We start from the raw sequence: 24,704 nt of genomic DNA, 5'->3' as shown, positions 1-24,704 counted from the left end.
TTCAGGGCCGCGTCAGTCTACAGGGCGCGGTGGCTGTGCCGAAGCGCCTTCCGCATCCGCGCGCTCGGACGCAGCCAGCACGCCAGCAACAGGATCACCCCGGAAAGCGTCAACGGCCCGCCGCCCGTGCTACAGCCCCGAAGCCCTGTGTCGCGCACCGGCCCCTCGGGCACGAAGGTCGCCGGCGACACCGCCGAGGACGAAGATGACACCGGCTTCAGCGCATGCCCCGGAATGACGCGGGCTCCCGTGGAGGTGTCCGCCACGGGCTGACACACGGCGGGGGGACCATAGACGCGCAGCCGGAAGGCACTGCCGGGCTTGCCGGAGATGAGCGCCGCCAGCGAGTTGTGCCCATCCAGCGGCGCGCGCGTGGCCACCAGCGGAACACCCTGCTTGAACCGAGACGGGCCCACCAGCTCGCGGCCGTTGATCCACACCCAGCCCGCGGTGGAGTCCTCGCCGTTGTAGCCGTTGTCCACGCACAACACGCCCTCACCCGTGCCCGCGAACCCGAGCGCCACGCCGTTGGGCTGGCCACTGGTGCGCGCGACCTCCAGCGCCGCGAGCAGCGGCCAGGTACCGGGCCGCGCGCAGACCGCCTCGGGGGACGGCGTGTCCACCGCCGCGAGCTTGCACCCGGGCTCATCATCCAACTTGAAGGTGAAGGCATGGACGTTGAAATCGCCGTTCTCCGAGACGGTCCACACCACGCGCACCGTGCCGTCCGCATCCACGCTCAGGTCGGTGAGGCTCTCGTTCTCCGGCGTCTCGGTGATGGCGTAGAGCGTCTCGGTGCTCAAGTCGTAGAGCACGATGTCGAAGTCGTTCTTCACCGGGTCCCTGCGTTCGAAGGCAATCAGTGAGCCGCTGATGCTGGGATTCGCGTCCATGCCCGGCAGCGCCAGCCGCTGCTCCGTGCCGCCGTTCAGGGGCTTCCAGTAGATGTCCCGGTCCGTCACGCCATCGAGGGTCCGCGTGCTGGCGTAGACGGCGATGTCCCCGTTGGTGTCCGGCTGCGACTCCTCGCCCTCGCTGCCCGTCAGCGCCTGTGAGCTGAATCCGTAGGCGCTTCGCCGCGCCTGCCAGATGTCGCAACGCAGGCCCTGCTCGTCGCACTTGGCCCAGACCACCGTCGAGCCATCCGGCGATACCGCGGGCGCACGGTCCTGAAACGTGTCATCCGTGAGCCGGGTGAGCGTGCCCTGGTCCAGGTCATACACGGCAATCTCCGGCTGCGACGTCACGCCGGTGTAGCCGAAGTCCTGCCACGCCACCGTGCGGCCGCCAATCACCGCGGAGCGCCGGCTGCTGCCCGCCTCCGGTGCCAGCTCCCGCGGCGCCGCGTCCACGGCCACGTCGAACGTGTAGATGGCGCTCGAAGTACTCACGCGCGTGAAGACGATGGTGCCGTCCGAGATGTCCGACACGAAGTCGAACGCGCCCCCATTGGGGATGGCCGCATCCGCGGAGGTCCGCAGGTCGTGGTAGCGAATCTCGCTCGTGCCGCGGGACTCGTTCGTATAGGCCACCAGCGGTCCGCTGACGTGCGGGTCCGTCTGGTCACCCGGGCCGCCGGCCACCACGTGCAGGGTGCCCGTCAGGGTGCGGAGCTCCGGTGTGGAGGCGAAGGCGAGCGGGGAAGACAGGCAGCAACTCAGGGCCAGTGTCCGCAGCATCGGATAGGACCTCCCGGGGGTTCCGAAATGAGGACCCATGCCCCGCCCAAGGCGCAGTGGGCCCGGAACCTGTCCGGTGCTGACTTCCCACGGCGGTCACGGCCGGCCGGACTTCAGGCCCCGCGGCTTTGCGCACCTGGGCTTTCGCCCGGGATTGCCCTTGAACAGGAATGACTCCTCCCCGAAGTGTAGGGAGCCCACTCGCCGTGGGTCAAGGCGAACACCCGCTCGCACCCACGGCTGCTGTGTCAGTCGTCGCGCGGCTGATTCCAGATGTTCTCGGTATCCGTCTTGAGCGGCGGCGGCGTGGTGTCGACGACGACGTCCTTGCTGTCCTTCTGTCGCATCCGCCCCACGCCGTAGGCCTGGACATCGACGGTGTTACGGCCTTCGCGAAGAACCACCTTTCGCTGGAAGTTTCCCTCCGCATCGGATTTGACGCTGACGCCGTCCACTTCCACGCGGCTGCCCGGTGACGTCTGCCCGCGCACGACAAGCTCACGCTCGCGGCGGGTGCGCTCGGTGGGCCAGTCCACCTTGAGCAGGAGACTGGTGGGGATGGGCGACGGCTCCGACGGCGCCTGCCCCGGGCGGACGACGGCCTGCTGTCCCGCGCGGACGATGACGACCTTGCCCTGACCGAGCAGCGTCACCTCGCCTTCACGCGTACCCACCGCCACGGTGCCGTCGCCGTTGTTGCTCATGGTGAAGGCACCGGCCTGCTGCAACGTGGCCTTGGCGTCCGCGTTCGCCGCCTTCACCTCGAAGGTGTGCCGCTGCCCCGGCCGCACGACGGCGGTGGCCATACCGCGCGAGAGAAGGATACGGGACAGCGACTCGGTCAGCTCGTCCACGGAAATCTCCGTGCCCGGGTCCATGTGCACTTCCACCGCCTCGCCGCCAATCAGCATGGCGTACGAACCGTCATCGGTGCGCACGCGCTCATCCCGGCGCAGCGCCATGCCCACCGTGGCCTCGCGCCATGAGCCGTCCGGGTTCTGCACCTCCACCTTGCCGGACACCTGCGTGAGCTCCAGCACCAGCGGCTTCTGCGCCACGGGCGCCTCGACGACGGGAAGCGTGGCGGGAGGAAGTGGCGGCGGAGGTGGCGGGCGCAGGAAGACGAACCACCCCACTGGCAACGCCGCGAGAATCAGCACGAGGCCAATGAAGAAAGGCGCCTGACGGCGCGATGGGCGGGAATCAGCCATGGGCAGCCTCGTTAGCTATCACAGGCCCCCCAAGGGGCCCTCACGCCTTCGGCAGCTTCACGGTGAAGCAACTGCCCTGCTCGACTTCCGAGCGGACTTCGATGCTCCCGCCCGCTTCCGTCACCACACGCCAGGCCACGCTGAGTCCCAACCCCACGTTGGACCACACGTCCTTCGTCGTGAAGAAGGGCTCGAAGATGCGGGAGCGGAGGTTGGGGGCAATCCCCTTCCCCGTGTCCTCCACCTCCAGGAAGCCGAAGCCGTCGACTTCGCCCGTGCGCAGGGTGAGCCGCTTCTGGGGTGAATTCAGCATCGCGGTGCGCGCGTTGGACACCAGCGCCAGCACCACCTGCGACAAGTGCCCCGGGTCGGCACGCACTCGCGCGAGCCCGTCTCCCAGCACGCTGGTGAGCGCCACGCCATCGCCGCGCAGCTGGTGCTCCGTGAGGCTGAGCGCGTCACGCACCACCGCGTTGAGGTCCACCGGCCGCAGCTCCGCGCGCTCGCGCTGCTGGGAGAAGCGCAGCAGGTTCTGGGTGATTTCCTTGCAGCGCTTGGCGCTCTGCTCGATTTTCCGCAGCGACTCCAAATCCGGGTCGGCGGCGCCTCGGTCGAGCATCAGCAGCTGCACGTTGCCGAGGATGCCCGCCAGCGGGTTGTTGATTTCGTGCGCCACGCCCGCGCCGAGCTGCCCCACCGCGGCAAGCTTCTGCGCCTCCACCAACTGCGCCTGGGCCGCCTTCAGGTCCGCGGTGGCCTCCTCCACGCGAACGCGCAAGTCGTCGTTCCAGCGCAGCATCCGGGCACGCGCCGCCTCCAGCTCCTCGCCCATGCGGTTGAAGGTGGTGGCCAGCTCGCTCAGTTCATCCTGGCCGGAGACCTTCAAGCGCGTGTCCAGCTCGCCACGCCCGTAGGCCTCCGCGCCGCGCACCACCTCCGCCAGCCGCACGTTGAGGCGGCGCGTGAAGAGGGCTCCCAGCCCGAGCAGCACCAGGAAGGTGGCGCCAATGGACAGCAGCACCGTGCGCCGCATGCCGTGCACGGGCGCCAGCGCGGTGGACTCATCCACTTCCACCAGCACGTCGAAGCGCATGCCATGGGGCACGCGCGCCACGCTGACCCGCCGGGCCGGTGACTCCACGCGGAAGCTGCGCACCAGCGCTGTCAGCGGCAGCGCCGGGGCCAACAGGTGCGCGCTCAGCTCCGGTGCCAGCGCCTGCCCCCGACGCTCCGGCGCGGTGCTGGCAAGCACGCGCCGCTCATCGTCCACCAGGTCGATGCGTCCCAGCCCTTCGCCCAGGCGCCTGCGCAGCACCGTCTCCAGCGGATGGAGCACGACCTCCGCGACAGCGAAAGGCGCGCCCTCGCCTTCCGCCAGCTTCACCGCCACGGCGACCGCCGAGCGCCCCTCGTCCGAGTGCACGTACGCGCTGCCCAGTGCCGCTTGGCCCTTGCCGCCGCCTCGCAGCGTCTGCACGGGAATGGAGCGCACCAGCCGGTCCAGGGACTCCGGAGCGAAGGCCGGGTGCCCGTCGATGGCCTGCGCACGGAAGACGGGCGCGCCGAGTGGACGGCCCTCCGAGTCCAGCTTCAGCACCGCGCTCACCGCGGGAGACTGGCCGTAAAGCAGCCGCAGCGCGCCCTGCGTCTCCGCGTCGCTCGCGGCCTGCCAGTCGATGAGCTCCGCCGAGCGGGCCAGCGCGTCCACCACCTCCATCATGGTGGCGCCCACGGACTCGGCGGTGGCGACCGCCTGCGCGCGCTGCTCCGCGTCGATTCGGGCGGCCAGCTCTGCCTCGGCGCGCGAAAGCAACAGGAAGCCGACCGCGGCCAGAGGAAGCACCGTCGCGGCGAGCATGAACAGGACGAGTTGCTGGTAGAGCCTCATCCGGTCACGGAGCGTACCACCCGCTCCTGGTCACTGCGCAGGAAGACGGAGCCCGCAATCGCCTTGGCGCGCTTCTTCATGTCCGCGGCGCGCCGCGCCAACTCCGCATGGTCCTGCGTTCCGTCCGTCATCACTGCCACCACGGACACGCTCATGATGGGGAACTGCCGCTTCTCCCCGTAGCGGTCCTCCGCCTCGATGTGGCCGCGCTCCCGGTCCTGTCGGTCGTAATAAAGCGGGATGATGCGGTCGAACGTCTCAATGGCCTTCTGGCAGATGCGGTCCACCGACTCCGGCGATGTGATGAAGACGAAGTCGTCACCGGCCACGTGGCCCAGGAAGTCGCCGGGCGCGCCGTCCTGCGCGAACACCTCGCGCATCAGGTCGCCCGTCTGGCGCACCACGCCGTCCGCCTTCGCGAAGCCGTAGTAGTCGTTGTAGGCCTTGAGGTTGTCCAGGTCCAGGTAGCAGAAGGCGAAGGGGCGGCGCGCGGAGAGCCGACGCTGCACCTCGCGCTCGATGGCGGTGGAGCCCGGCAGTTGCGTGGTGGGAGAGGCCGACAGCTCCTGCTCCTTGCGCCGCATCACGCTCTCCACGCGCGCCCCCAGCTCCAGCGCGTCAAAGGGCTTGGTGAGGTAGTCGTCACCGCCCAGCTTGAGCGCGCGCACCTTGGAGGACGTCTCCGCGCGGGCGGAGATGAAGATGACGGAGATGTGGCCACCGGCGCTCTCCGCCTTGATCTCCTCCAGGAAGACGAAGCCGTCGCCATCCGGAAGCGTCACGTCCAGCAGCACGACGTCCGGCCGGCGCTCGCGCAGGGAGCGGCGTCCCTCCTCGATGGAGCCCGCCAGCGCCACGTCGAAGCCGATGTTCTCCAGCACCTCGCGGCAGATGGCGGCGATCTTCGCATCGTCGTCCACCACCAGCACGCGGCCGTGCGCCGGGCCCTGGCGGCCGCGCACCAGCGAGTCCACCGTGGCAAGCAGCTTGTCCGGCGCCAACGGGCGCACCAGGAAGGCATCCGCGCCCGCGCGGAAGGCGCGCTGACGCTCGTCGAAGGCGGAGGACACCAGCAGCGGCGCGCGGCGCGTCTCCGGGTCGTGCCGGAGGATTTCCGCCAGCCGCAGCCCGTCCACGTCCGGCAGGCGCACGGACACCATCACCGTGTCGGGGGCATACCGGCGCGCGGCGGCCAGGCCGTCTTCCGCGTCGAAGGCCAGCCGCACGTCGTAGCCACGCCCGGTCATCAGCGCCTTCGCGATGAAGGCCACCTCGGGCTCACCGTCGATGACCAGCACCCGGCCCCGGCTCTCCTGCCGGCGCGGGAGCTGGATGGCGTCCGCCACGTCGTCTCCCCGGCGCAGCTCCGGCGGCGGCTCGGTGGGCAGCACCACCATGAAGCGCACGCCGTCCGTACACGGCTCGCACCAGATCCGGCCTCCGTGGGCCTCCACGATGTTGCGGCAGATGGCCAGCCCCAGGCCGGTGCCTCGCACGGTGCGGTTGGCCTTGGTGCGCGCCTGCTCGAAGCGGTCGAAGATGCGCTCCAGGCTCTCCTCCGCGATGGAGTCTCCGCTGTTCCAGCAGGACACCACCACGTAGCCCGGCAGGCTGGAGGTGGCGTGGACCTCCACCCGCACCTCCCCGCCCTCCGGGGTGAACTTCACCGCGTTGTTGAGCAGGTTGTTGAGCACCTGGTCCAAGCGGTTCGGATCCGCCAGGACGCGCAGCGGATGGCGCGGCAGCACGGGCTTCACCATCACGCGCTTCTCGCCGAAGGCCGGGCCGTACTTCTCCACCACGCGCTGGACGAGCTCGTCGAGGTACGACACCTCGAAGTTCATCCGCAGCCGGCCCTTGGCGAACTTCGACAGGTCCAGCAGGTCGTCCACGATGGCGTTGAGCTTCTCCGTGGAGTCCCGCGCCAGCGACAGGTAGCGGCGCTGCCGCTCGTTGATGTCGCCGGCCATGAAGTTGAGCACCAGGTCCAGCGCGCCGGAGATGGACGTCAGCGGCGTGCGCAGCTCGTGGCTCACCATGGAGACGAACTCGTCCTTGCGCTCCTCCAGTCGCTTCTGCTCGGTGATGTCGCGCAGCACCACGCACACGCCACGCAGCGTGTTCCGCGCGTCCGTCACCGGCGTCACCGTTGTCTGGACGTGCCGGTCGAAGAGCTTCACCTCCTCGCGCAGCACCTGCCCGCCGCCGTACTCCCAACCGCGCACCAGGTGGAAGGGCTGGAAGCCCAGGCGCTCCTCCATCAGCCGCGTCGTCTGCTCCTCGGGGTTCTCCCCCGCGTGCAACAGCCGCCGCGCCGCCGGGTTCATCACCACGATGTCGTTCTTCTCGTCGGTGAGGACCACGCCATCGGCCATGGACTCCACCATCCGCTCCATGCGGTGGCGGGCTTCCTCCTCCGCCGAGCGCAGGGACTGGATGGCGTCCGCCGTCTGGTTGGCGAGCACGTCCAGCAACACGCCGTCGTCCTCGGAGAAGGCGTCCGGCTTCTGGCTGAACAGCGACAGCATGCCCACCGGGCGCCCACCGGCGACCAGGTTCACCGTGAGCTGGCTGGGGTAGACCGACGGCGCCGCCGCGTCCTGGGTGGTGGTGCCCGCCACGCGCGTGATGACGCGGTCCTCGGGCAGCAGGAGGCCGCTGCTCTTGCGGTACGCACCGAGCATGGACTCCTTCACGCCCAGCAGCGCCTTCTCCCCCACCATGCCGTGACAGCGCAGCCGCAGCGTCGCGCTGCGCGCCTCGTCCGGTGCGATGAGCGCCGCGCCGCAGTCGTACGGCAGCACGCGCGCCACGGCGATGAGCACGCGGTCGATGATGTTGTCGTAGCTGGCCGGATCATTCGCGCTGGCGCGGCTGACCTCGTACAGGACGAAGAGCGCCTCCACGCGCTGGTGGAGCTGGCGAATCAGCCGCTCCTTGTCCTTGCGCAGCTGCGTGTACTCCACCGCGTTCTTCACGGTGATGAGCAGGTCGTTCACGTCCCAGGGCTTGGTGATGTACCGGTACACCTGCCCCTGGTTGATGGCCGCGATGATGTCGTCCGGGTGGGTGTACCCCGTGAGCAGCAGCGCGGTGACGTCGAAGCCCTCCGCGCGCGCGGTGGCCACCAATTCGATGCCCGTCATCTCGGGCATCCGCTGGTCGGTGATGAGGACGTCCACCGACTCCTTTCTCAGGATTTCCAGCGCGGCGGAACCGCTTCGGGCCGTGAGGACGCGGTACCGGCGCTGGAACATCCGCGTGAGGATGTCCAGGACGTCGGCCTCGTCGTCGACGAAGAGCAGCGTGTGGCGGAGCTCGGACAAAGCGGCCGAAGTGTACGTCGAGTTCGTCCCCCCACCTCAAGAAGTGAGAAACAGGACGGAACGGGGCACACCGCGAGTGTGCAGGGTGACACCGGACGAGTTGACTCTACACGTCTGTTCAGGGAGAGTAACACTGAAAGCCTGTTGCCTGGGGGGAACGACTCCCCGGCAGGACGGCAGACGAGTGAGGGAGCGCATGGAAGAGCTCACGGAACGCCAGCGCGAGATTCTCAGCTTCATCGTCAAGGAGACGGAGACCCGGGGCTTCCCGCCGACGATTCGCGAAATCGGGGAGCACATGGACATCCGCTCGACGAACGGTGTCAACGACCACCTGAAGGCGCTGGAGCGCAAGGGCTACCTGAACCGGGGCGAGCAGCAGAGCCGCTCCCTGGTGCCCACCAAGCGCGCGCGGTTGCTGCTCGGCCTGGGGGCGCGCAAGGACTCGGGCATGGTGGAGATTCCCCTGCTGGGCAAGGTCGCCGCTGGCGCACCGCTGCTGGCGCAGGAGAACATGGAGGACTCCGTCAAGATCGACAGCTTCCTGCTCGGAGGTGTGAATGGCCGCGAGGTCTTCGCCCTGCGCGTGAAGGGGCAGTCGATGATTGACGACGGCATCCACGACGGGGACTACCTCTTCGTGAAGAAGACGCCGTCCGCCCAGCCGGGTGAAATCGTGGTGGCCCTCATCGAGGACGAGGCCACGGTGAAGCGCTACTACCCGGAAGGGGACCGCATCCGCTTCCAGCCAGCCAACGCCACCATGCAGCCCATCTACGTGAGCCGCGCGGAGTTCCGGTCCACGATGATTCTGGGTCAGGTGGTGGGCGTGTACCGCAAGCTCCAGGGCGGCCGCACCCCGTAGTCCACCCCACCCGTCCCGGGCCGTTTCCTGGCCCGGGCGTGGCTCAAGGGCACTTCTTGAGGGTGGCGTCAGCCGCGCTCGCCCGCGCGCAGGCTGCCTGCAGGATGCCGGTGTCCTTGAGTTCCCGCGCCAGTTGGGCGGTGGCGACGTGCAGCTCGGCGTCCTTCGCGTGGTCCTGCTCCGCGCTGAGGTTGGCGAGGATGCGCAGCGCGTCCGGCTTGCGGTCCATGGTGGCCAGCAGGCTGGCCAGCTCCCGCAGCTCGCGGATGTCCTGGCCGGACACGGACTCTAGCGCCGCGGCCAGCTCCTCCTTCGCGGCCGAGGCGTCCTTCATCCCCAGGTAGATACGGGCCAGCGCCACGTGGACGATGGCGCGGTCCTTCACGCGCAGGGATTCCTTGTACGCGCTGATGGCGTCCCCGGGCTTGTCCAGCTTCATCTGGATTTCGCCGACAAGCTCCCAGAGTGTGGGATCCCTGGGCGAGCGGCTGGCGGCGTCGCGGTAGGCGTTGGCGGCCTCGGTGAGATTGCCGGCGCGCACCAGTGCGTCCCCGAGGGTGGCGAGCACGTCCGCGGTGTGGATGCCGTCATCCACGGCCTTCTGGGCCGCGGCCAGCAGCTCCGGGTAGCGCTGCTTCGAGGACAGGACGTCCAGCGCGCGCATGATGAGCGCGGACTTCTGCTCCGGGGAGGGCGCCGCGTTGGACGCGAGCGTGAAGTGCCGCACGGCCGCGTCGTGGTCGCCCTTCTTGAGGTCCAGGTCGCCCAGCGACTCCAGGGCGTTGAAGTCCTGAGGGAAGAGGGCCAGGGCCTTGCGCAGCGAGCTCTGGGCTTCGACCACCTGGCCCAGCTGCGTCTGGATGAAGCCCAGGCGGCTCCAGTTGGTGGAGCGCTTGGGCTCCAGCTTGAGGGCGGCCTCGAAGGCGGCGGCGGCGTCCGTCAGCCGGCCCATGGAGAGGTACACCTCGCCGCGCGCGGCGGGCAGGCGCGGGTCGTCCGGGGCAATCTGCTTCATGGCCTCGAAGGAGGCCAGGGCGGCGTCGAAATGGCCCTGGAGGTACTCGGCGGTGCCTTTGACGTAGAGGCCCTCCGCGTGGTCCTTCGGCTTGACGCGAGGCGTCTCGTCGTCACAGCCCGTCAGGGCGAGCAGGGCAATCAGGGAGAGGGCGCGCGGTCGCGGGAACATGAGGGGCTCCGAGGCTCAGAAGTGGTACGCGATGCCTGCGTTGAGGTCCAGGTTGAGGCCGTCTCCCAGCTTCGATTCCGACAGCCCCAGCACCGCCTGCGCGACGTTGGTGCCCAACTCGACCTGGATGCCCACCGAACCGGCGATGAGGTACTCCAGGCCCGCGAAGCCCACGACGGTGGGCAGCGGGCCGGTGGACTGGAAGATACCGAAGTCACCGAAGGACAGCTGCACGCCCAGGCCGAAACCCCAGTAGGGCCGCAGGGACTTCTCCACGTTGTGGTAGTGGCGCGCGCCCACGACGCTGGGCAGCACGTTGAGGCCGCTGCGCACGCCGTCCTGCGTGGAGCGCACGTAGCTGAAGCCCACCTGGAGGAAGCCGACCCATTCGGGGTGGAACCAGTAGCCCACCTCGATGTCGCCACCTGGGTTCACGCTGGAGAGCTTCTCGATGAAGTTGTTGTTGACGCGCAGGCCCAGCAGCAGGCCTCCGCCCCCCGTGCGCGAAGAGCCCCCCAGCAGCGGGCGGGCCGCCACGGACTCCTCCGGCGGGGCGAGCGCGGCGAAGAGCTGGTCGGAGACCGCCTTCGCGGTGCGCAGCAGGTCCTCCGCTTCCGGGGCCTCCGCGCGAGGCCGGGCCAGGATCCGCCCGCCCGCGGCGTCCAACAGGTTGGCGGTGAGCAGGTACTGGTCGCCGAAACGGTCCAGGCGGCCGGCCACGACGTAGCGAGCGCCGGTGAGGGCCACCAGCTCCTGGAGGCAGTCTCCCCGGTCGCACGTCTTGAGGCCCTGGAGTCGCTGCTGGCGCTCGTCGTCCAGGGCGGCCTCGACGTCCCACTGCGAGAGGACTCGCAGCCGCGGCGACTCCGCCAGCCGCGAGGTGATGAGCGAGGTGACGCCCGGCGCCGCGTCGCGGCCCGCCTCGTTGGCCTCCAGCATCAGCACCGCCACGACGACGGGCCCGGCCGCATCCGTCGTGCTCGCCTGGACCGCGGCGGCCTGTGACACAGGGGCTGGCGCCTGGGCATGCGCCGCCGAAGCCAGCAAGACGAAACAGGAGAGCCACCAGGACACGAAGCGCGACACGGGCCGGCACTCTACCTTCACCCGGGCCCGGCACCGAGGCCCAGACGTCACACAACGTAGCGCCCTGCCCCGCCGCCTCGCCTACGAGGAGGGCATCGGCCCCAGAAAGTCGAGCGGGTCCACCGGCTTTCCGTCCAGGCGCACCTCGAAGTGCAGATGGGGCCCGGACGTCCGGCCCGACTCGCCGACGGTGGCAATCACCTGCTCGCGGCGCACCTTCTGCCCGGTGCGCACGCGCAGGTCGCGGTTGTGCGCGTACAGGGTGATCAGCTTGTTCGTGTGCTCGACGATGACGATGTTGCCGTAGCCACGCTGCTCGCCCGCGTAGAGCACCGTGCCTTCCTGCGCCGTCTTCACGGGCGTCCCGGAGGGCGCAGCCAGGTCGATGCCGTCGTGCGGCTCCTTCCCCTTCTTCCCGAAGCGGCCGTACAAGACGCCTCTCAGAGGCCAGTCGAGCTGCCCCTGCGTGGCCACACGCGGCCGGCCCGTGGCGCTCGCCGGACGCGACAGGGTCCGGCTGCGCGACGGGGGCTCCTCACGGCGACCCACGGTCGGCACGCTGCGCCGCCCCCCAGCCGACGTAGAGGTCCGTACCGGCTCCGGGTCCGCCTCCGCCAGGGCCCGCACGGGCACGCCGCGCTCGACACCGGGGATGGTGAGTTCCTGCCCCACCGCCAACGCCCACGGCGCCTTGATGCCGTTGGCCGCGCCCAGCTCCTCCACCGTGAGGCCGTAGGTGCGGGAGATGCGGTACATCGTCTCGCCCGGTGCCACGCGGTGGAGCACGGCCACCAACTCCGGTTCGGCGTGGACGCCCCGCAAATTGAACGGCAGCGGCGTGGTCCGCTCCGCCGCGTCGGCGACTTCCGCCGTCTCGCCCTCACGCGAAACGGCGTCCAACCCGGTGTCCGGCCCGGCGACGGAGGATGCCCGGGTGCCCACGCAGCCGCTCAGCAGCACGGCCAGGAGGAACACCCGGAGCGCCCCACGCGCTCGGCTGGACACGCACGGCGCCAACGCTAGGCACCGTCCGGTTCATGCCGGTTGAAGCCATCGACCTGCCACCCGGAGAGGTCCGGAAGCCGGCCATGGTCCGTCAGCTCGAAGTGCAGCGGAGTGACGGAGACGCGCTTGTCCCGGAACACGGCATTGCAGTCGCTGCCCGGGATGTCCTCGTGCTGGTAGTCGCTACCGCCAATCCAGTAGTACTTCCGGCCACGAGGGTCTTCGTTCTCCACCACCTCGAAGCCGTACGAGTGACGGCCCTGGCGGGTGATGACGTAGCCCTCCGGCTCCACGCCCCCAGGGATGTTCACGTTGAGGAGCATCCGCGGCGGGAGAGGACGCGACAGGGCGCTGGACACCAGCGAACGGGCGAACCGGGCCGCCGGCGCGAAGTCGAAGTTCCGCCGAGCCACCAGGCTGAAGGCAATGGCGGGCACGCCCAGGAGCGCACCCTCCATCGCCGCGGCCACCGTGCCGGAGTACATGATGTCTTCGGCCAGGTTCGCGCCGTGGTTGATGCCGGAAACCATGAGTACCGGGCGATCATCCTTCAGGAGATGGTTGATCGCCAGATAAGCGCAGTCCGCGGGGGTTCCGTCGACGGCGAACCACCGCTCCCGCACCTCCTTGATGCGCAGCGGCCGGTGCAGGGAGATGGCGTGGGAGGCGGCGCTCTGCTCCCGGTCGGGAGCCACCACCCACACCTCCCCCAGGGGGCTCACGGCCTCGACCAGCGCCTGAAGCCCCTCGGAGAAATAGCCGTCGTCGTTGGAAACCAGGATGCGCTTGGACTTGTTGCTCACGGGCTCACTTCTTCTGGTTCAGGGCGCGGAACACCGACTTGCCAGCGTAGCGGGCCGCGGCCCCCAGCTCGCCTTCGATGCGCAGCAACTGGTTGTACTTGGCCACGCGGTCGGAGCGGGACGCGGAACCCGTCTTGATCTGCCCGCAGTCCAGCGCCACGGCCAGGTCGGCGATGGTGGTGTCCTCCGTCTCGCCGGAGCGGTGGCTCATGACGGACGTGTAGCCGGCGCGGTGCGCCATGCGCACGGCATCGAACGTCTCCGTCAGGGTGCCAATCTGGTTCACCTTCACCAGAATGGAGTTGGCCGTGCCCGTCTCGATGCCGCGGCCCAGGCGCTCCACGTTGGTGACGAAGAGGTCGTCACCCACCAGTTGCATGCGCGAACCCAGCGCGTCGGTGAGCTTCTTCCAGCCCTCCCAGTCATCCTCCGCCATGCCGTCTTCGATGGAGATGATGGGGTAGCGCTCCGAGAGGCCCCGGTAGTACTCGAGCAGGCCGGTCGAGTCGTACTCCTTGCCCTCGCCCTTCAGCTTGTACTTCTTGCTGCCCTTGTCGAAGAACTCGCTGGCCGCCACGTCCAGGGCCAGGAAGAGCTGCTCACCGGCCTTGAAGCCCGCCTGGTCGATGGCCTCCATGATGAGCTTCAGCGCCTCTTCGTTCGCCGGCAGGTCCGGGGCGTAGCCGCCCTCGTCGCCCACGCCCGTGGCCAGCTTGCGGCCCTTGAGAATCTTCTTCAGCGCGTGGAACACCTCGGCGCCCCAGCGCAGGCCCTCCGCGAAGGAGGACGCACCGGCGGGCACCACCATGAACTCCTGCACGTCCACGCGGGTGTCCGCGTGCGCGCCGCCATTGAGGATGTTCATCAGCGGCACCGGCAGGGTGCGCGCCTGCACGCCGCCCACGTAGCGGTACAGCGGCAGCCCGTGCGCGTCCGCCGCGGCGCGAGCGGCCGCCATGGACACCGCGAGGATGGCGTTGGCGCCCAGCTTGCCCTTGGTGGCGGTGCCGTCCAGCTCCAGCATCCGCTGGTCCACCGCGAACTGATCCGCCGCGTCCATGCCCACCAGCGCGGGCGCGAGCACGTCGACCACGTTCTTCACGGCCTTCTGCACGCCCTTGCCCAGGTAGCGATGCTTGTCGCCGTCGCGCAGCTCGATGGCCTCATGCTCACCGGTGGACGCACCGGACGGCACCGCGGCGCGGCCACGAGCGCCCCCGGCAAGCTGGACCTCCGCCTCCACGGTGGGGTTGCCACGGGAGTCGAGCACTTCGCGCGCCAGAATCTGAGAAATCTCGGTCATAGGCTGCCGTTTCTAGAAGAGCCCTCCGGGTCGGGCAAGCGTGCTCGCGGCCCGCGCTGCTACAGTGTCCACCCGTCGAATGCCTCCGCCCCAACGCCGCCCCGCCTTGAAGGGGCCTGACCCATTGCTCGCTCAACGGCGCCGCGGCGCGCTGCTCGGCATGGCCGTGGGCAATGCCCTGTCCGTCCCCACCGCGCACCGGCCCTTCATGGCCGTTCCCTTTCCCAAGCAGGCGGAGGGGCCCTACATGAAGCTGATGGGCGGAGGTCCGCATGAGTTGCGCCGCGGCCAGGTGACAGAAGAGGTCCAACTCGCGGCCTGCCTGGGCCACAGCCTCCGGGCCATGAAGCGTTACGATGCCGCGGACGCACTGCGTCGTTACCGCGCCTGGCAGCCCCACGCCTTCGACGTTAGCGAGCCCATGAAGGAGGTCTTCGAGGACTGCCAGACGTCGGGATTCCCGCCCCTGGGCGCGGGCAAGCGCGTGTGGCTGCGTGCGTACCGGAAGCCCGCGGACCCGGGGAGCCTGGCCCGCGCGGCGCCGCTGGGCGTGTATCTGGCGGGTGACGCCCACGCGCTCACCCAGGCCTCGCTGGAGGACTCCGCCCTCACCCACTTCGACCCGCGCTGCCAGCTCGCCTGCGCGGCCTTCAACGCGGCCATTGGCCATGCCGTCACCCATGGCGCGGGCCTCAAGGCCGCCGACCTCATCCCCGCCGCGGAGTCGGGCCTGCTGTTGGCCGGCGCGGCGCTCGGGCGTTCCGCCAGTGATTACGTGCAGGAGGTGTCCTTCGCCGCGTCGCTCCTACGGGAGGACCTGGCCATCGCCCAGCAAGAGGACCCGATGCTGTACGGGCCGGAGCTGCACCTCCACCGCCCCCTGCACGCGGTGCGCGTCGCCTTTCGGCTGGCCTTCTGGGAGCTGCTCCACGCGCCCAGCGCCGAGGCCGCGCTCCTGGACGTCGTCCACCGGGGCGGCGATACGGAGGCCCACGCCACCATCACCGGCGCGCTCGTGGGCGCCTTCCATGGCGAGCAGGCCCTGCCCGAGGAGTGGCGAAAGCAAGTCCTGGAGGCCCTGAGCACCGTCAAGGGGCCGCTGTGGGATGTCTATCACCCCCGGCACCTGCTGGCCCTGAGCAACGCCTGAGGGCTCCTGGATGCGCGAAGCCCGCGGGGCCGTCCTGGGAAGGACCGCCACCGCGGGCTCGGGGACACACTGGCGCGGCCGTCAGGCCGCTCGCCAGGGTCAGGACAGCAGGTCGATGACCACTACGCCCCGCTGGGGCTTGTCGTCTTCGGTCTCCGTGCGGCGACGCGGGCGATCATCCGGCACGGGGAGCGGAAGCTCCACCACCGGCCTGTCATGCTCCTCACGGCGGCGCTCACGGCGCTTGATTTCTTCAATGATGAAGGCGTCGAGCATGGGTCTTCCGTCTCCCTCAGCCTACGTACCCCGATGTACGCCCATCCCGCCCCAATACCATTTCCACCAATATCAGATGCAAATTAAGAACCCCGGTTCCGCGCTGGGTACGTTGCAGCCATCTCGCACGGTTGCTCGTCTGCCACCCGACACCCGGGCCAGGGCACCCAGGGCAGAAATGTCGTGGAGGCCGAAAATCCGTCGGGATGGTGTTCATTTTAATGCCCTCGGAGCGGCCCGCAAGCGGACCGTCCCATGGGCATACTCCTCGTATCCGGCGTCGCAAGCCCCTTCGATTCGGCCTCGGCCGCCCGCCTGCTGCGACGCGCGGAGCATCCGGGTCTCCGAAGACTCCTGGCGGCCGGCGGGCGATGGTGGAGTCGCCCGCCAAGAAGCCGCCCGGAGGCGTAATTCAGGGCGCCTCGAAGCGGCGCTTGAAGGCGTCCAGCATCTTCGGCAACGAGGTCTCCACCAGCGCGGAGACGACGCTCTTGGGCACCAGCGCGCCCAGGGCCATCTCCACGGTGTAGGTGGCCTTCGTCTTGCCCTCGCCCGCGGGCTCCAGGACCCAGCTGCCCTGGTTGTCCTTCATGAACTCGCCCTTGATGTAGGACCAGGACATGCGGGTGGGCCGCTCCTCCGTGACGTGGATGGAGTAGCTGATGGTCTTCACCACATCCACCTTGTAGTGGACGTCCACCGTGTTGCCCTTGCGGTTCTCGGTCCGGATGCCCTTCACCTCGGAAAGGAACTCTGGGTACCGCTCGTACTGGGTGATGACGTCGAAGACCTTCTCGATGGGGGCGTTGACGATGATGGTTCGCGAGGCGCCAGGCATGGGTGTCTCCAGGGGGCGTAAGTCAGGGTGGGAGCTGCGGCCTAGAAAGCGTACCCCGGCTTCTTGTCGAACTTGTGCACCGACTGGATGAAGCGGACGGTGCCCGTCTTGCTGCGCATGACGACGGAGTGCGTCTCGCAGCCGCCGCCGAAGAAGCGCACGCCCTTGAGGAAGTCGCCGGTGGTGACGCCGGAGGCGGCGAACATGACCTCGCCCTTGGCCAGCTCCTCGGCGGTGTAGATTTTCGAGATGTCGGTGATGCCCATCGACCTGGCGCGGTCGATTTCGCCCTGGTTGCGGGGAACGAGCCGGCCCTGCATGTCACCGCCGGTGGCGCGAATGGCCGCCGCGGCGATGACGCCCTCGGGCGCGCCGCCGATGCCCATCAGCACCTCCACGCCCGTGTCCTCGAAACACGTGGCGATGGCGCCGGCCACGTCACCGTCCTCGATGAGCCGGATGCGGGCGCCCGCCGCGCGAATCTCCTTGATGAGGTCGGTGTGACGCTCGCGGTCCAGCACCACCACGGTGAGGTCTTCCACATAGACCTTCATCTTCTCCGCGATGGAGCGGAGGTTCTCCGTGGGCGTCTTGCGCAGGTCGATGGCGCCCCGGGCGCGCGGGCCCACGGCCATCTTCTCCATGTACGTGTCGGGGGCGTTGAGCAGCCCGCCCTTGCCCGCCATGGCCACCACGGCGATGGAACCCGGACGGCCGTAGGCACACAGATTGGTGCCCTCCAGCGGGTCCAGGGCGATGTCCACCTCGGGCGCACCCTCGCCACGCTTGCCCACCTTCTCGCCGATGTAGAGCATGGGCGCCTCGTCGCGCTCGCCCTCGCCGATGACGACGGTGCCATCAATCTGCAGCGCGTCGAAGGCGCGGCGCATGGCGTCCACGGCGGCCTGATCCGACTCGTCCTTGTTGCCGCGGCCCATCAGTCGTGCGGAGGCGATGGCCGCCATCTCGGTGACGCGCACGACCTCCATTGCCAGGTTGCGATCCATGTGTGTGCTCCTTGCGTATGCCGGAAAGGGTTCAGGTGGAAGTGGAAGAGCCCGGGGAAGGCTCGGTCGTTTCGAGCAGCCGGATGAGGGAGTCCGGCAGCCGCGTCGGCTTGCCGTCCCGCCCCACGCAGGCGTGACGGGTCATGCCGGTGCAGAGCAGCGTGCGTGGCGCACCGTCACGAAACAGCGCGTAGGTGAACACGATGGACGCGCGGCGCAACTCGCTCACGGTGGTTTGGATGACCAACAGATCGTCGTAGCGCGCGGATGCCTTGTATTGGCAGCTCGCCTCGGCCACGGGTAGCAGGGCACCAGAGCGCTCCAACTCGGCGTAGCTGCCACCCCGGGCGCGGAAGTACTCACTGCGCGCGAACTCGAAATAGCGGAAGTAATTCGCGTAGTAGACGACACCCATCTGATCAGTGTCGCCGTAGATGACGCGAAGACGGGCCTCGACCATGAATCGAGCGACCCTAACAGCGCGATGTGCGGCGTCCAAGCAGTGACACGCGTTGTTGGTTGCTTCTCACCATCCCGGCGGAGATGGTTCTCATCCCAATGATTCGCGCACTTTCCCTCGCCGTGGCGCTGGCCACCCTGCCCGCTTTTGCCCGACCTCCCAGGCTTACGCTCGTCATCAGCGTGGACGCGCTCGGCAGCGACGTGTTGTTGCGCAACCGTCCGCGCCTGAAGGGCGGCCTGCACCAGCTGATCAACCAGGGCGCGTACTTTCCTTATGCGCGCTACGGCTACGCCGAATGCCGCACCGCGCCCGGCCACGCCACCCTCTCCACGGGCGCCAACCCCTGGCGGCACGGCATCGTGGACAATCGGTGGGTGGACCGCTCGACGATGAAGCGCGTGATGGCCTTCGCGGACGCGGCCCACCCGGTGCTGGAGGTGCCGCTGAAACCGGGCCAGGACTCCGGCCCCGCCCACCTCATGGTGGAGACGCTGGCGGACCGGCTGCGCGTGACGACGCAGGAGCGCGGCAAGGCGGTGGCGTTGTCCATCAAACCCCACGCGTCCATCGCCCTGGCCGGGCGTGCGGGACAGGCGTGGTGGTTCGACAAGGGCGAGGGGAAGTTCGTCACCGGCACCTGGTACACGAAGGAATTCCCGGCGTGGCTGAAGGCGCTGAACGCGCGGAAGCTGCCGGACGCATCCTTCGGCAAGAAGTGGGAGCTGATGCGGCCCGCCGCGGAGTACGTGGGCGAGGACGAAGGCCTCGCTGAGGCGGACGTCTACGGCCTGGGCCGCACCTTCCCCCATCCGCTGGACGGCGGGCTGCCGTCGCCGGGCCCGGCCTTCTACCAGGCGTTCGCCCTCTCACCCGACTCGCATGACCTGCTGGTGGAGGCGGCCAAGGCGGCCCTCGCCGGCGAGGGACTGGGCCAGGACGACGTGCCCGATCTGCTGGCCGTGAGCTTCAGCGGCACGGACCTGGTGTTCCATGAGTACGGGCCCTACTCGTGGGAGATGCAGGACACGCTGCTACGGCTGGACAAGGCGATGGGCAACCTCATCGCCGCGGCCGAGCGCGCGGCGGGTGGACGCGGCAACCTGGTCATCGCGCTGTCCGCGGACCACGGCGGCGCGGCGATGCCGGAGCAGTGGGCCGCCAAGGGGCTTCCCGCGAAGCGGGTGAGCTCGGCGGAGCTGGCGGAGAGCCTGACGCAGGCGCTGCGTCAGCAGTTCGGCGGCGACGTGACGGCCACGCTCGAACAGCTGGACGTGTACCTGGGCGGCAAGACGCAGCAGGGGGGCGCGGTGGACGCGGCGGTGCGGCGCGCGGCGGCGGCATGGCTGACGAAGCACCCGTCGGTCATCACGGCCGTGGCCAATGATGACCTGTTCACCGCGCCGGACACCGAGGGCTACCTGACGCTCATGCGCAAAAGCTACTACCCCGGGCGCAGCGGCGACGTGCTCTTCATGCTCCGGCCCTTCCACATGCTCCACTACATCCCCACCGGCACCAGCCACGGCACGCCGCATTCCTATGATTCACAAGTGCCCGTCCTCTTCGCGGGCAAGGGCGTGAAGCCGGGCACGTACCTGGAGGAGATCGACCCCGTGGACTTCGCCCCCACCCTGTCGGCGCTGATGGAGATGGGCATGCCCGCTTCGGCGGAGGGCAAGCCCCGCTCGGAGGTCCTCACGGGCAAGTGAGCGAACGCGTCAGCGTGGCGGACGCGCGCTCTGACGGCGCCGTCCGCTGCTGTCCGCGCTCCGTGAAGGAAAGGCTCCGCGCGTCCAGGCGGGATGCCGGGACGCCCTTCGACGCGGAGGCGCTGGAGCCAGGAGCGCCTCCGTGTACGCGCGCTACGCCGGCTTCGGCTGCTTGCTGCGCGCGGGCCGCTTCGCCGCGGCGGTGATTTCCAACGACAGGTCCATGGCCCGCGCGGAGTGCGTCAGCGCGCCCATGGACACGAAGTCGATGCCCAGCTTCGCCAACCGCGGCAGCCGGTCCAGCGTGACGCCGCCAGACACCTCGAGCGGCACGCGGCCCGCCGCCAGCTTCACGGCCTCGCGAATCTGCGCGTCGTCCATGTTGTCGAGCATCACCACGTCGGCACCGTGCTCGATGGCCTCCGCGAGCTGCTTGAGGTTGGTGACCTCGATTTCGACCTTCGTCAGCCGAGGCCCGTTGAGCTTCGCACGGCGCAGCGCCTCCGCGATGGAACCACCCACGGCGGCGATGTGGTTGTCCTTGATGAGGACGCCGTCGAAGAGGCCGAAGCGGTGGTTGGAGGCACCGCCCATGCGGACGGCCTCCTTGGCCACCGTGCGCATTCCCGGCGGCGTCTTCCGCGTGTCCAGGACGCGCAGATTGGAGCCACGCACGGACGTGACGGCCTGCTGCGCCAGCGTCGCGATGCCCGCGGCCCGCTGCACGATGTTGAGCGCGGTGCGCTCCGCCGCGAGCAGCGAGCGCATCCGCCCGTGACACCGCGCGGCGACCATCTTCGGTTTGATCTCCTGACCGTCGCGGCGCAACAGCTCCACCTCGACGTGCGGGTCGACCGTCTTGAAGACACGGACGAAGGCATCCAGTCCCGCGAGCACCAACTGCTCCTTGGCGACCAGTTCCGCGCTGCCCTCGTAGTCAGGAGGGATGAGGGCCTGCGAGGTGACGTCACCCGCCGCCCCCAGGTCCTCATCGAGTGCGAGCGCGATGAGCCGGTCGAGGTAATCCTGCTGCTGCACGTCTCCTCCTGCTACCGCCGGGCCTTTGCCCGCGCCTTGGGTTTCGCCCCGGTGCCCTTCTTCGCGGGAGCCTTCCGGCCCGCCGCCTTCTTCACCGGCTTCTTGCTGGCGGCAGCGATCTTCTTCGCGGCCCCCTTCTTCGTGGCAGCCTTCTTCGCGGCGACCTTGGCCGGAGCCTTCTTCGCAGCGGCCTTCTTCGCCGCGCCCTTGGCAGGCGCCTTCTTCGCGGCGGACTTCTTCGAAGCAGCCTTGGCCGGAGCCTTCTTCGCCGGAGCCTTCTTCGCAGCGGCCTTCTTGGCAGCGCCCTTCGCGCCCGCGGCCTTCTGGGCCGGCGCCTTCTTCGCGGCGGCAGGCGCCTTCTTGCCCGCGGCCTTCTTCGCGGGACGCGCCTTCGCCGGAGCGGCAGGCTCCTCGTCCTCGCCGGAAGCGGAGACAGCCTCCACCACCGTATCCTTCGCGATGGACGACGCCTTCTTCACGGCGGCCAGGGTGGCCTTCACCACGGCCTTCGCGGTGGAGGCCACTGTCTGCTCGGCGGCGGGCACCTCACGGGCGTCGCCACCGGCGCGCGCCGTGTTGAACTCCCGCATCGCGTCGTCGACGAGGCCCATGCTCATATACGCAACGCCGAGGTCATGATGGTCGGCCGGAGACAGGCCTTCCTTCGTCCCCGCGCGCAGCTTCTCCAGAGCCTCCTGCACCTGGGGGTCCGCGGCTTCGGGCACGCCGCCCACGGCCTCGAGCTCGTCCTTCAACTCCTCCGCCAGGTCGACGTTCCCCTCGGCTTCCGCATCCGGCGCGGCCTTCACCTCGGCCGGAGCGGCGGCAGCCTCCTCCTCCTCGGTGGACTCGGCGAGCGTCTCGTATTCAGCGCCTCCCTCGGCTGGAGGCGGCGTCTCTAATGGAGCAGGGCTCTCGGGCGGTGTGATGGGCTCGGTCGCGACGTCGGCTTCGGTCGCGATGTCTGCCTCGGTCGGCTCAACGCTTTCGGTCGGCTTGCTGCTCTCGGACGGCGGCGCTGCGGGCATGGCGGGCTCCGGGGCAATGCGCTGCAGATGGTCCTGAAGCTTGGCCTTGCGCTCCTTCAACTCCTCCACGCGGGCGCGGTCCTTCTCGACCACGTCCGGGGGCGCCTTGGCCACGAAGTTGGGGTTCTCCAGCTTGCGCAGCACACCGGCGGCCTCCTGCTCGGTGCGCGCAATCTCCTTGCGGAGGCGGTCGCGTTCCGCGTCCAGGTCGATGAGACCCGCCAGCGGCACGTAGATTTCCAGGTTCGTGCCCACGAAGGCGGCGGCCTGCGGCGGCTTGGTGCCGGGCGCGCCAATCTCCACGTCGGACAGGCCGGCCAGCGGCATCAGGTACGCGCGCCAGCGCTCCAGCAGTTCGCGCGTGCGAGCGTCCGGGCTCTGCACCACCGCCTTCACCTTCGTCGCGGGCGACAGGTTGCTCTCGCCGCGGATGGTGCGCAGGCCCTCGATGGAGGCGATGACCGGGGCCATCTCCGCCTCGGCGGCCTCGTCCACCAGGTCCGCGTCGGGCTCCGGGTACGACGCGATCATGATGCTGTCCACCGACCGGGACATCGGCAGCTTCTGCCAGATCTCCTCGGTAATGAACGGCATGAACGGGTGGAGCAGCCGCAGGATGCGATCCAGCGAGTACACCAGCACCGCGCGCGCGGAGTCCTTCGCCTGCTCATCGGTGCCGTAGAGCGAGCCCTTGGCCAGCTCGATGTACCAGTCGCAGAACTCGGCCCACAGGAACTGGTACAGCGTGGACGCGGCCTCGGCGAAGCCGTACGTCTCCAGCGAGGCGCGGGCCTCGGTGGTGGCGCGCTGGAGCCGCGAGAGAATCCAGCGGTCCGCCAGCGTCAACGGACGCTCCTTCAGCGGACGCTCATCCAGCGCGAACTCGCCCATGTTCATCAGGGCGAAGCGGCTGGCGTTCCACAGCTTGTTGCAGAAGGCCTTGTAGCCAGCCATCCGGTCCATGGACAGCTTGATGTCCCGGCCCTGCTGGGTGAGCGACGCGAGCGTGAAGCGCAGCGCGTCCGCGCCGAAGGCAGGCATGCCCTGCGGGAACTTGTTCCTGAGCGTCGGCTCAAGCTTGTCCGCGGGGGCGCCGAGGATGACGTCCAAGGGGTCGATGACGTTCTTCTTCGTCTTCGACATCTTCTCGCCCTTCTCGTCGCGCACCATCGCGTGCAGGTACACGGTGCGGAAGGGCACATCCCCCATGAAGTGCAGGCCCATCATCATCATCCGGGCGACCCAGAAGAAGATGATGTCGTGGCCCGTCTCCATGACGGACGTCGGGTAGAACGTCTGGAGGTCCGGCGTGTTGCGCGGCCAGCCCAGCGTGGAGAAGGGCCACAGCGCGGACGAGAACCACGTGTCCAGCACGTCCGGGTCCTGGATGAACGTGGCGCCGCCGCACTTCGGGCAGGACGAGGGCTGCTCACGCGCGACAATCGGCTCCGCGCGCGCGAAGTCCACGCCGCCCACCTTCACCGTCGCGGAATCCAGCGGCAGGTCGGTGTCGTCCCCCAACCGAGGGCTGCACGCGGTGCAGTAGTACGCGGGAATCTGGTGGCCCCACCAGAGCTGGCGGCTGACACACCAGTCGTGGATGTTGCGCATCCAGTGGAAGTAGGTGTTCGTCCATGACTCGGGGACGAACTTCGTGCGGCCCTGCTCCACCGCCTCGATGGCCGGCTTTGCCAGCGGTTCAATCTTCACGAACCACTGCGGCGACAGGCGCGGCTCCACCACCGTGGTGCTGCGCTGGCACGTGCCGACGGACAGCTTGTGCGGCTCCTCCTTCTCCAGCAGGCCCTGCTCCTGGAGGTCCGCCAGCACCTGCTTGCGCGCCTCGAAGCGGTCCATACCGGCGTACTTGCCGGTCTCCTTCGTCATCCGGGCCGATTCGTCCAAGATGGACAGCATCGGCAACTTGTGACGCAGGCCCGTCTGGTAGTCGTTGAAGTCGTGCGCGGGCGTGACCTTCACCACGCCGGTGCCGAACTTCGGATCCACCAGTTCGGCGTCCGCGATGATGGGAATCTCGCGACCGCTGAGCGGCAGCACCACGTGCTTGCCAATCAGGTCCTGGTAGCGCTCGTCCTCCGGATGGACGGCCACGGCGGTGTCGCCCAGCATGGTCTCCGGGCGCGTGGTGGCCACGGTGAGCGTGCGGTCGGTGTCCTTCACCGGGTAGCGGATGTGCCAGATGGAGCCGTTCTTCTCCTGGTGTTCCACTTCCAGGTCGCTGAGCGCCGTGTGGCACGAAGGACACCAGTTGATGAGCTTCTGGGCCCGGTACATCAGGCCCTCTTCGTACAGCCGGACAAAGACCTCGCGCACCGCGGCGGAGGACTGCTCGTCCATGGTGAAGCGCTCGCGGCTCCAGTCCAGGGACGCGCCCAGGTAGCGATGCTGCTCGCCGATACGAGCGCCGAACTTGCCCTTCCACTCCCAGACGCGCTCGAGGAAGGCCTCGCGGCCCAGGTCGTGGCGGCTCTTGCCCTCCGTCTGCTTCAGCTCCCGCTCCACCACCATCTGAGTGGCGATGCCGGCGTGGTCCGTACCTGGGAGCCACAGGGCGTTGAAGCCGCTCATCCGCTTCCAGCGGATGAGGATGTCCTGGATGGTGGCCGTCAGCGCATGACCGATGTGCAGGCTGCCCGTGACGTTGGGCGGCGGCAGCACCATGGAGAACGGCGGCTTGTCGGAAGGCGCCTCGGCGCGGAAGTAGTTGCGCTCCAGCCAGAACGCGTAGCGGCGAGCCTCGACCTCGGTGGGCTCGTAGGCCTTCGAAAGTTCAGTGGTATCGGTCATTGAAAACGGCCGGCCCCGGAGACCGGGGCCGGCAA

18 protein-coding genes are annotated in these 24,704 nt (G+C 69.0%); 3 read left to right on the top strand and 15 right to left on the bottom strand.

Going from position 1 to position 24,704, the window contains the following annotated elements:
- Positions 1–17: 17 nt before the first annotated feature.
- The 4 genes from F8M74_RS01565 to F8M74_RS01550 form a co-directional block, all read right to left on the bottom strand.
- Positions 18–1,679 (bottom strand): hypothetical protein, encoded by a 1,662-nt coding sequence (locus F8M74_RS01565; RefSeq protein ID WP_216619745.1) that lies wholly within the window; start codon positions 1,677–1,679, stop codon positions 18–20.
- A 248-nt stretch (positions 1,680–1,927) separates the two neighbouring features.
- Positions 1,928–2,890: a FecR domain-containing protein gene (locus F8M74_RS01560; RefSeq protein WP_141252799.1), complete on the bottom strand. Its 963-nt coding sequence runs from the start codon at positions 2,888–2,890 to the stop codon at positions 1,928–1,930.
- Positions 2,891–2,930: 40 nt separating this feature from the next.
- The gene (locus F8M74_RS01555) at positions 2,931–4,778 is read right to left on the bottom strand and encodes a sensor histidine kinase (protein ID WP_141252800.1); all 1,848 of its coding nucleotides are present in this window, start codon (positions 4,776–4,778) and stop codon (positions 2,931–2,933) included.
- A complete protein-coding gene (locus tag F8M74_RS01550) occupies positions 4,775–8,104 on the bottom strand; it encodes a response regulator (RefSeq protein ID WP_141252801.1) in 3,330 nt (1,109 codons plus the stop codon). Before F8M74_RS01550 ends, F8M74_RS01555 begins: the two co-directional genes overlap by 4 nt.
- Before the next feature lie 196 nt (positions 8,105–8,300).
- Between F8M74_RS01550 and lexA the strand changes: the two genes are divergently transcribed.
- On the top strand, positions 8,301–8,969 hold the full coding sequence (gene lexA, locus F8M74_RS01545; RefSeq protein ID WP_090490846.1) for a transcriptional repressor LexA: 669 nt from the start codon (positions 8,301–8,303) through the stop codon (positions 8,967–8,969).
- A 43-nt stretch (positions 8,970–9,012) separates the two neighbouring features.
- Here the strand turns inward: lexA and F8M74_RS01540 are convergent, their stop codons facing one another.
- Genes F8M74_RS01540 through eno form a run of 5 tightly spaced genes read right to left on the bottom strand, consistent with a single transcriptional unit; the run spans position 9,013 to position 14,352 of the window.
- Positions 9,013–10,155: a lipopolysaccharide assembly protein LapB gene (locus F8M74_RS01540; RefSeq protein WP_141252802.1), complete on the bottom strand. Its 1,143-nt coding sequence runs from the start codon at positions 10,153–10,155 to the stop codon at positions 9,013–9,015.
- A gap of 15 nt (positions 10,156–10,170) precedes the next feature.
- Positions 10,171–11,292, bottom strand: a complete 1,122-nt coding sequence (locus F8M74_RS01535) for a hypothetical protein (protein WP_141252803.1) — start codon at positions 11,290–11,292, stop codon at positions 10,171–10,173.
- A 30-nt stretch (positions 11,293–11,322) separates the two neighbouring features.
- A complete protein-coding gene (locus F8M74_RS01530) occupies positions 11,323–12,258 on the bottom strand; it encodes a M23 family metallopeptidase (protein ID WP_141252804.1) in 936 nt (311 codons plus the stop codon).
- Between the two features lie 2 nt (positions 12,259–12,260).
- Positions 12,261–13,049 carry a 5'/3'-nucleotidase SurE gene (gene surE, locus F8M74_RS01525; RefSeq protein WP_141252805.1) on the bottom strand — a complete coding sequence of 263 codons (789 nt, stop codon included), beginning with the start codon at positions 13,047–13,049 and terminating at the stop codon, positions 12,261–12,263.
- Between the two features lie 4 nt (positions 13,050–13,053).
- Positions 13,054–14,352 (bottom strand): phosphopyruvate hydratase, encoded by a 1,299-nt coding sequence (eno, locus tag F8M74_RS01520; RefSeq protein ID WP_011554450.1) that lies wholly within the window; start codon positions 14,350–14,352, stop codon positions 13,054–13,056.
- Between the two features lie 79 nt (positions 14,353–14,431).
- Here eno and F8M74_RS01515 point away from each other — a divergent pair, with 79 nt between their 5' ends.
- On the top strand, positions 14,432–15,502 hold the full coding sequence (locus F8M74_RS01515; RefSeq protein WP_171410132.1) for an ADP-ribosylglycohydrolase family protein: 1,071 nt from the start codon (positions 14,432–14,434) through the stop codon (positions 15,500–15,502).
- A 99-nt stretch (positions 15,503–15,601) separates the two neighbouring features.
- Here the strand turns inward: F8M74_RS01515 and F8M74_RS01510 are convergent, their stop codons facing one another.
- From F8M74_RS01510 to F8M74_RS01495, 4 genes are all read right to left on the bottom strand, one after another.
- The gene (locus F8M74_RS01510; RefSeq protein WP_002639449.1) at positions 15,602–15,778 is read right to left on the bottom strand and encodes a hypothetical protein; all 177 of its coding nucleotides are present in this window, start codon (positions 15,776–15,778) and stop codon (positions 15,602–15,604) included.
- A 412-nt stretch (positions 15,779–16,190) separates the two neighbouring features.
- A complete protein-coding gene (locus tag F8M74_RS01505; RefSeq protein ID WP_141252806.1) occupies positions 16,191–16,616 on the bottom strand; it encodes a type II toxin-antitoxin system RatA family toxin in 426 nt (141 codons plus the stop codon).
- A 41-nt stretch (positions 16,617–16,657) separates the two neighbouring features.
- Positions 16,658–17,623 carry a class II fructose-bisphosphatase gene (glpX, locus tag F8M74_RS01500; protein WP_011554453.1) on the bottom strand — a complete coding sequence of 322 codons (966 nt, stop codon included), beginning with the start codon at positions 17,621–17,623 and terminating at the stop codon, positions 16,658–16,660.
- Positions 17,624–17,654: 31 nt separating this feature from the next.
- The gene (locus tag F8M74_RS01495; protein WP_140798907.1) at positions 17,655–18,083 is read right to left on the bottom strand and encodes a thioesterase family protein; all 429 of its coding nucleotides are present in this window, start codon (positions 18,081–18,083) and stop codon (positions 17,655–17,657) included.
- Positions 18,084–18,181: 98 nt separating this feature from the next.
- Here F8M74_RS01495 and F8M74_RS01490 point away from each other — a divergent pair, with 98 nt between their 5' ends.
- Complete coding sequence (locus F8M74_RS01490) at positions 18,182–19,795, top strand: alkaline phosphatase family protein (protein ID WP_171410131.1); 1,614 nt, start codon at positions 18,182–18,184, stop codon at positions 19,793–19,795.
- A 153-nt stretch (positions 19,796–19,948) separates the two neighbouring features.
- On the opposite strand, the gene nadC is transcribed toward F8M74_RS01490, so the two are convergent.
- Together nadC and F8M74_RS01480 are read right to left on the bottom strand one after the other, a co-directional pair.
- Complete coding sequence (nadC, locus tag F8M74_RS01485; protein ID WP_141252808.1) at positions 19,949–20,833, bottom strand: carboxylating nicotinate-nucleotide diphosphorylase; 885 nt, start codon at positions 20,831–20,833, stop codon at positions 19,949–19,951.
- Between the two features lie 11 nt (positions 20,834–20,844).
- On the bottom strand, positions 20,845–24,669 hold the full coding sequence (locus tag F8M74_RS01480; RefSeq protein WP_141252809.1) for a valine--tRNA ligase: 3,825 nt from the start codon (positions 24,667–24,669) through the stop codon (positions 20,845–20,847).
- Between the last annotated feature and the right edge of the window lie 35 nt (positions 24,670–24,704).

This window comes from Myxococcus sp. CA023, from assembly GCF_010998615.1.
Classification (GTDB): Bacteria; Myxococcota; Myxococcia; order Myxococcales; family Myxococcaceae; genus Myxococcus.
This window is presented reverse-complemented; position numbering and strand designations above follow the sequence as displayed.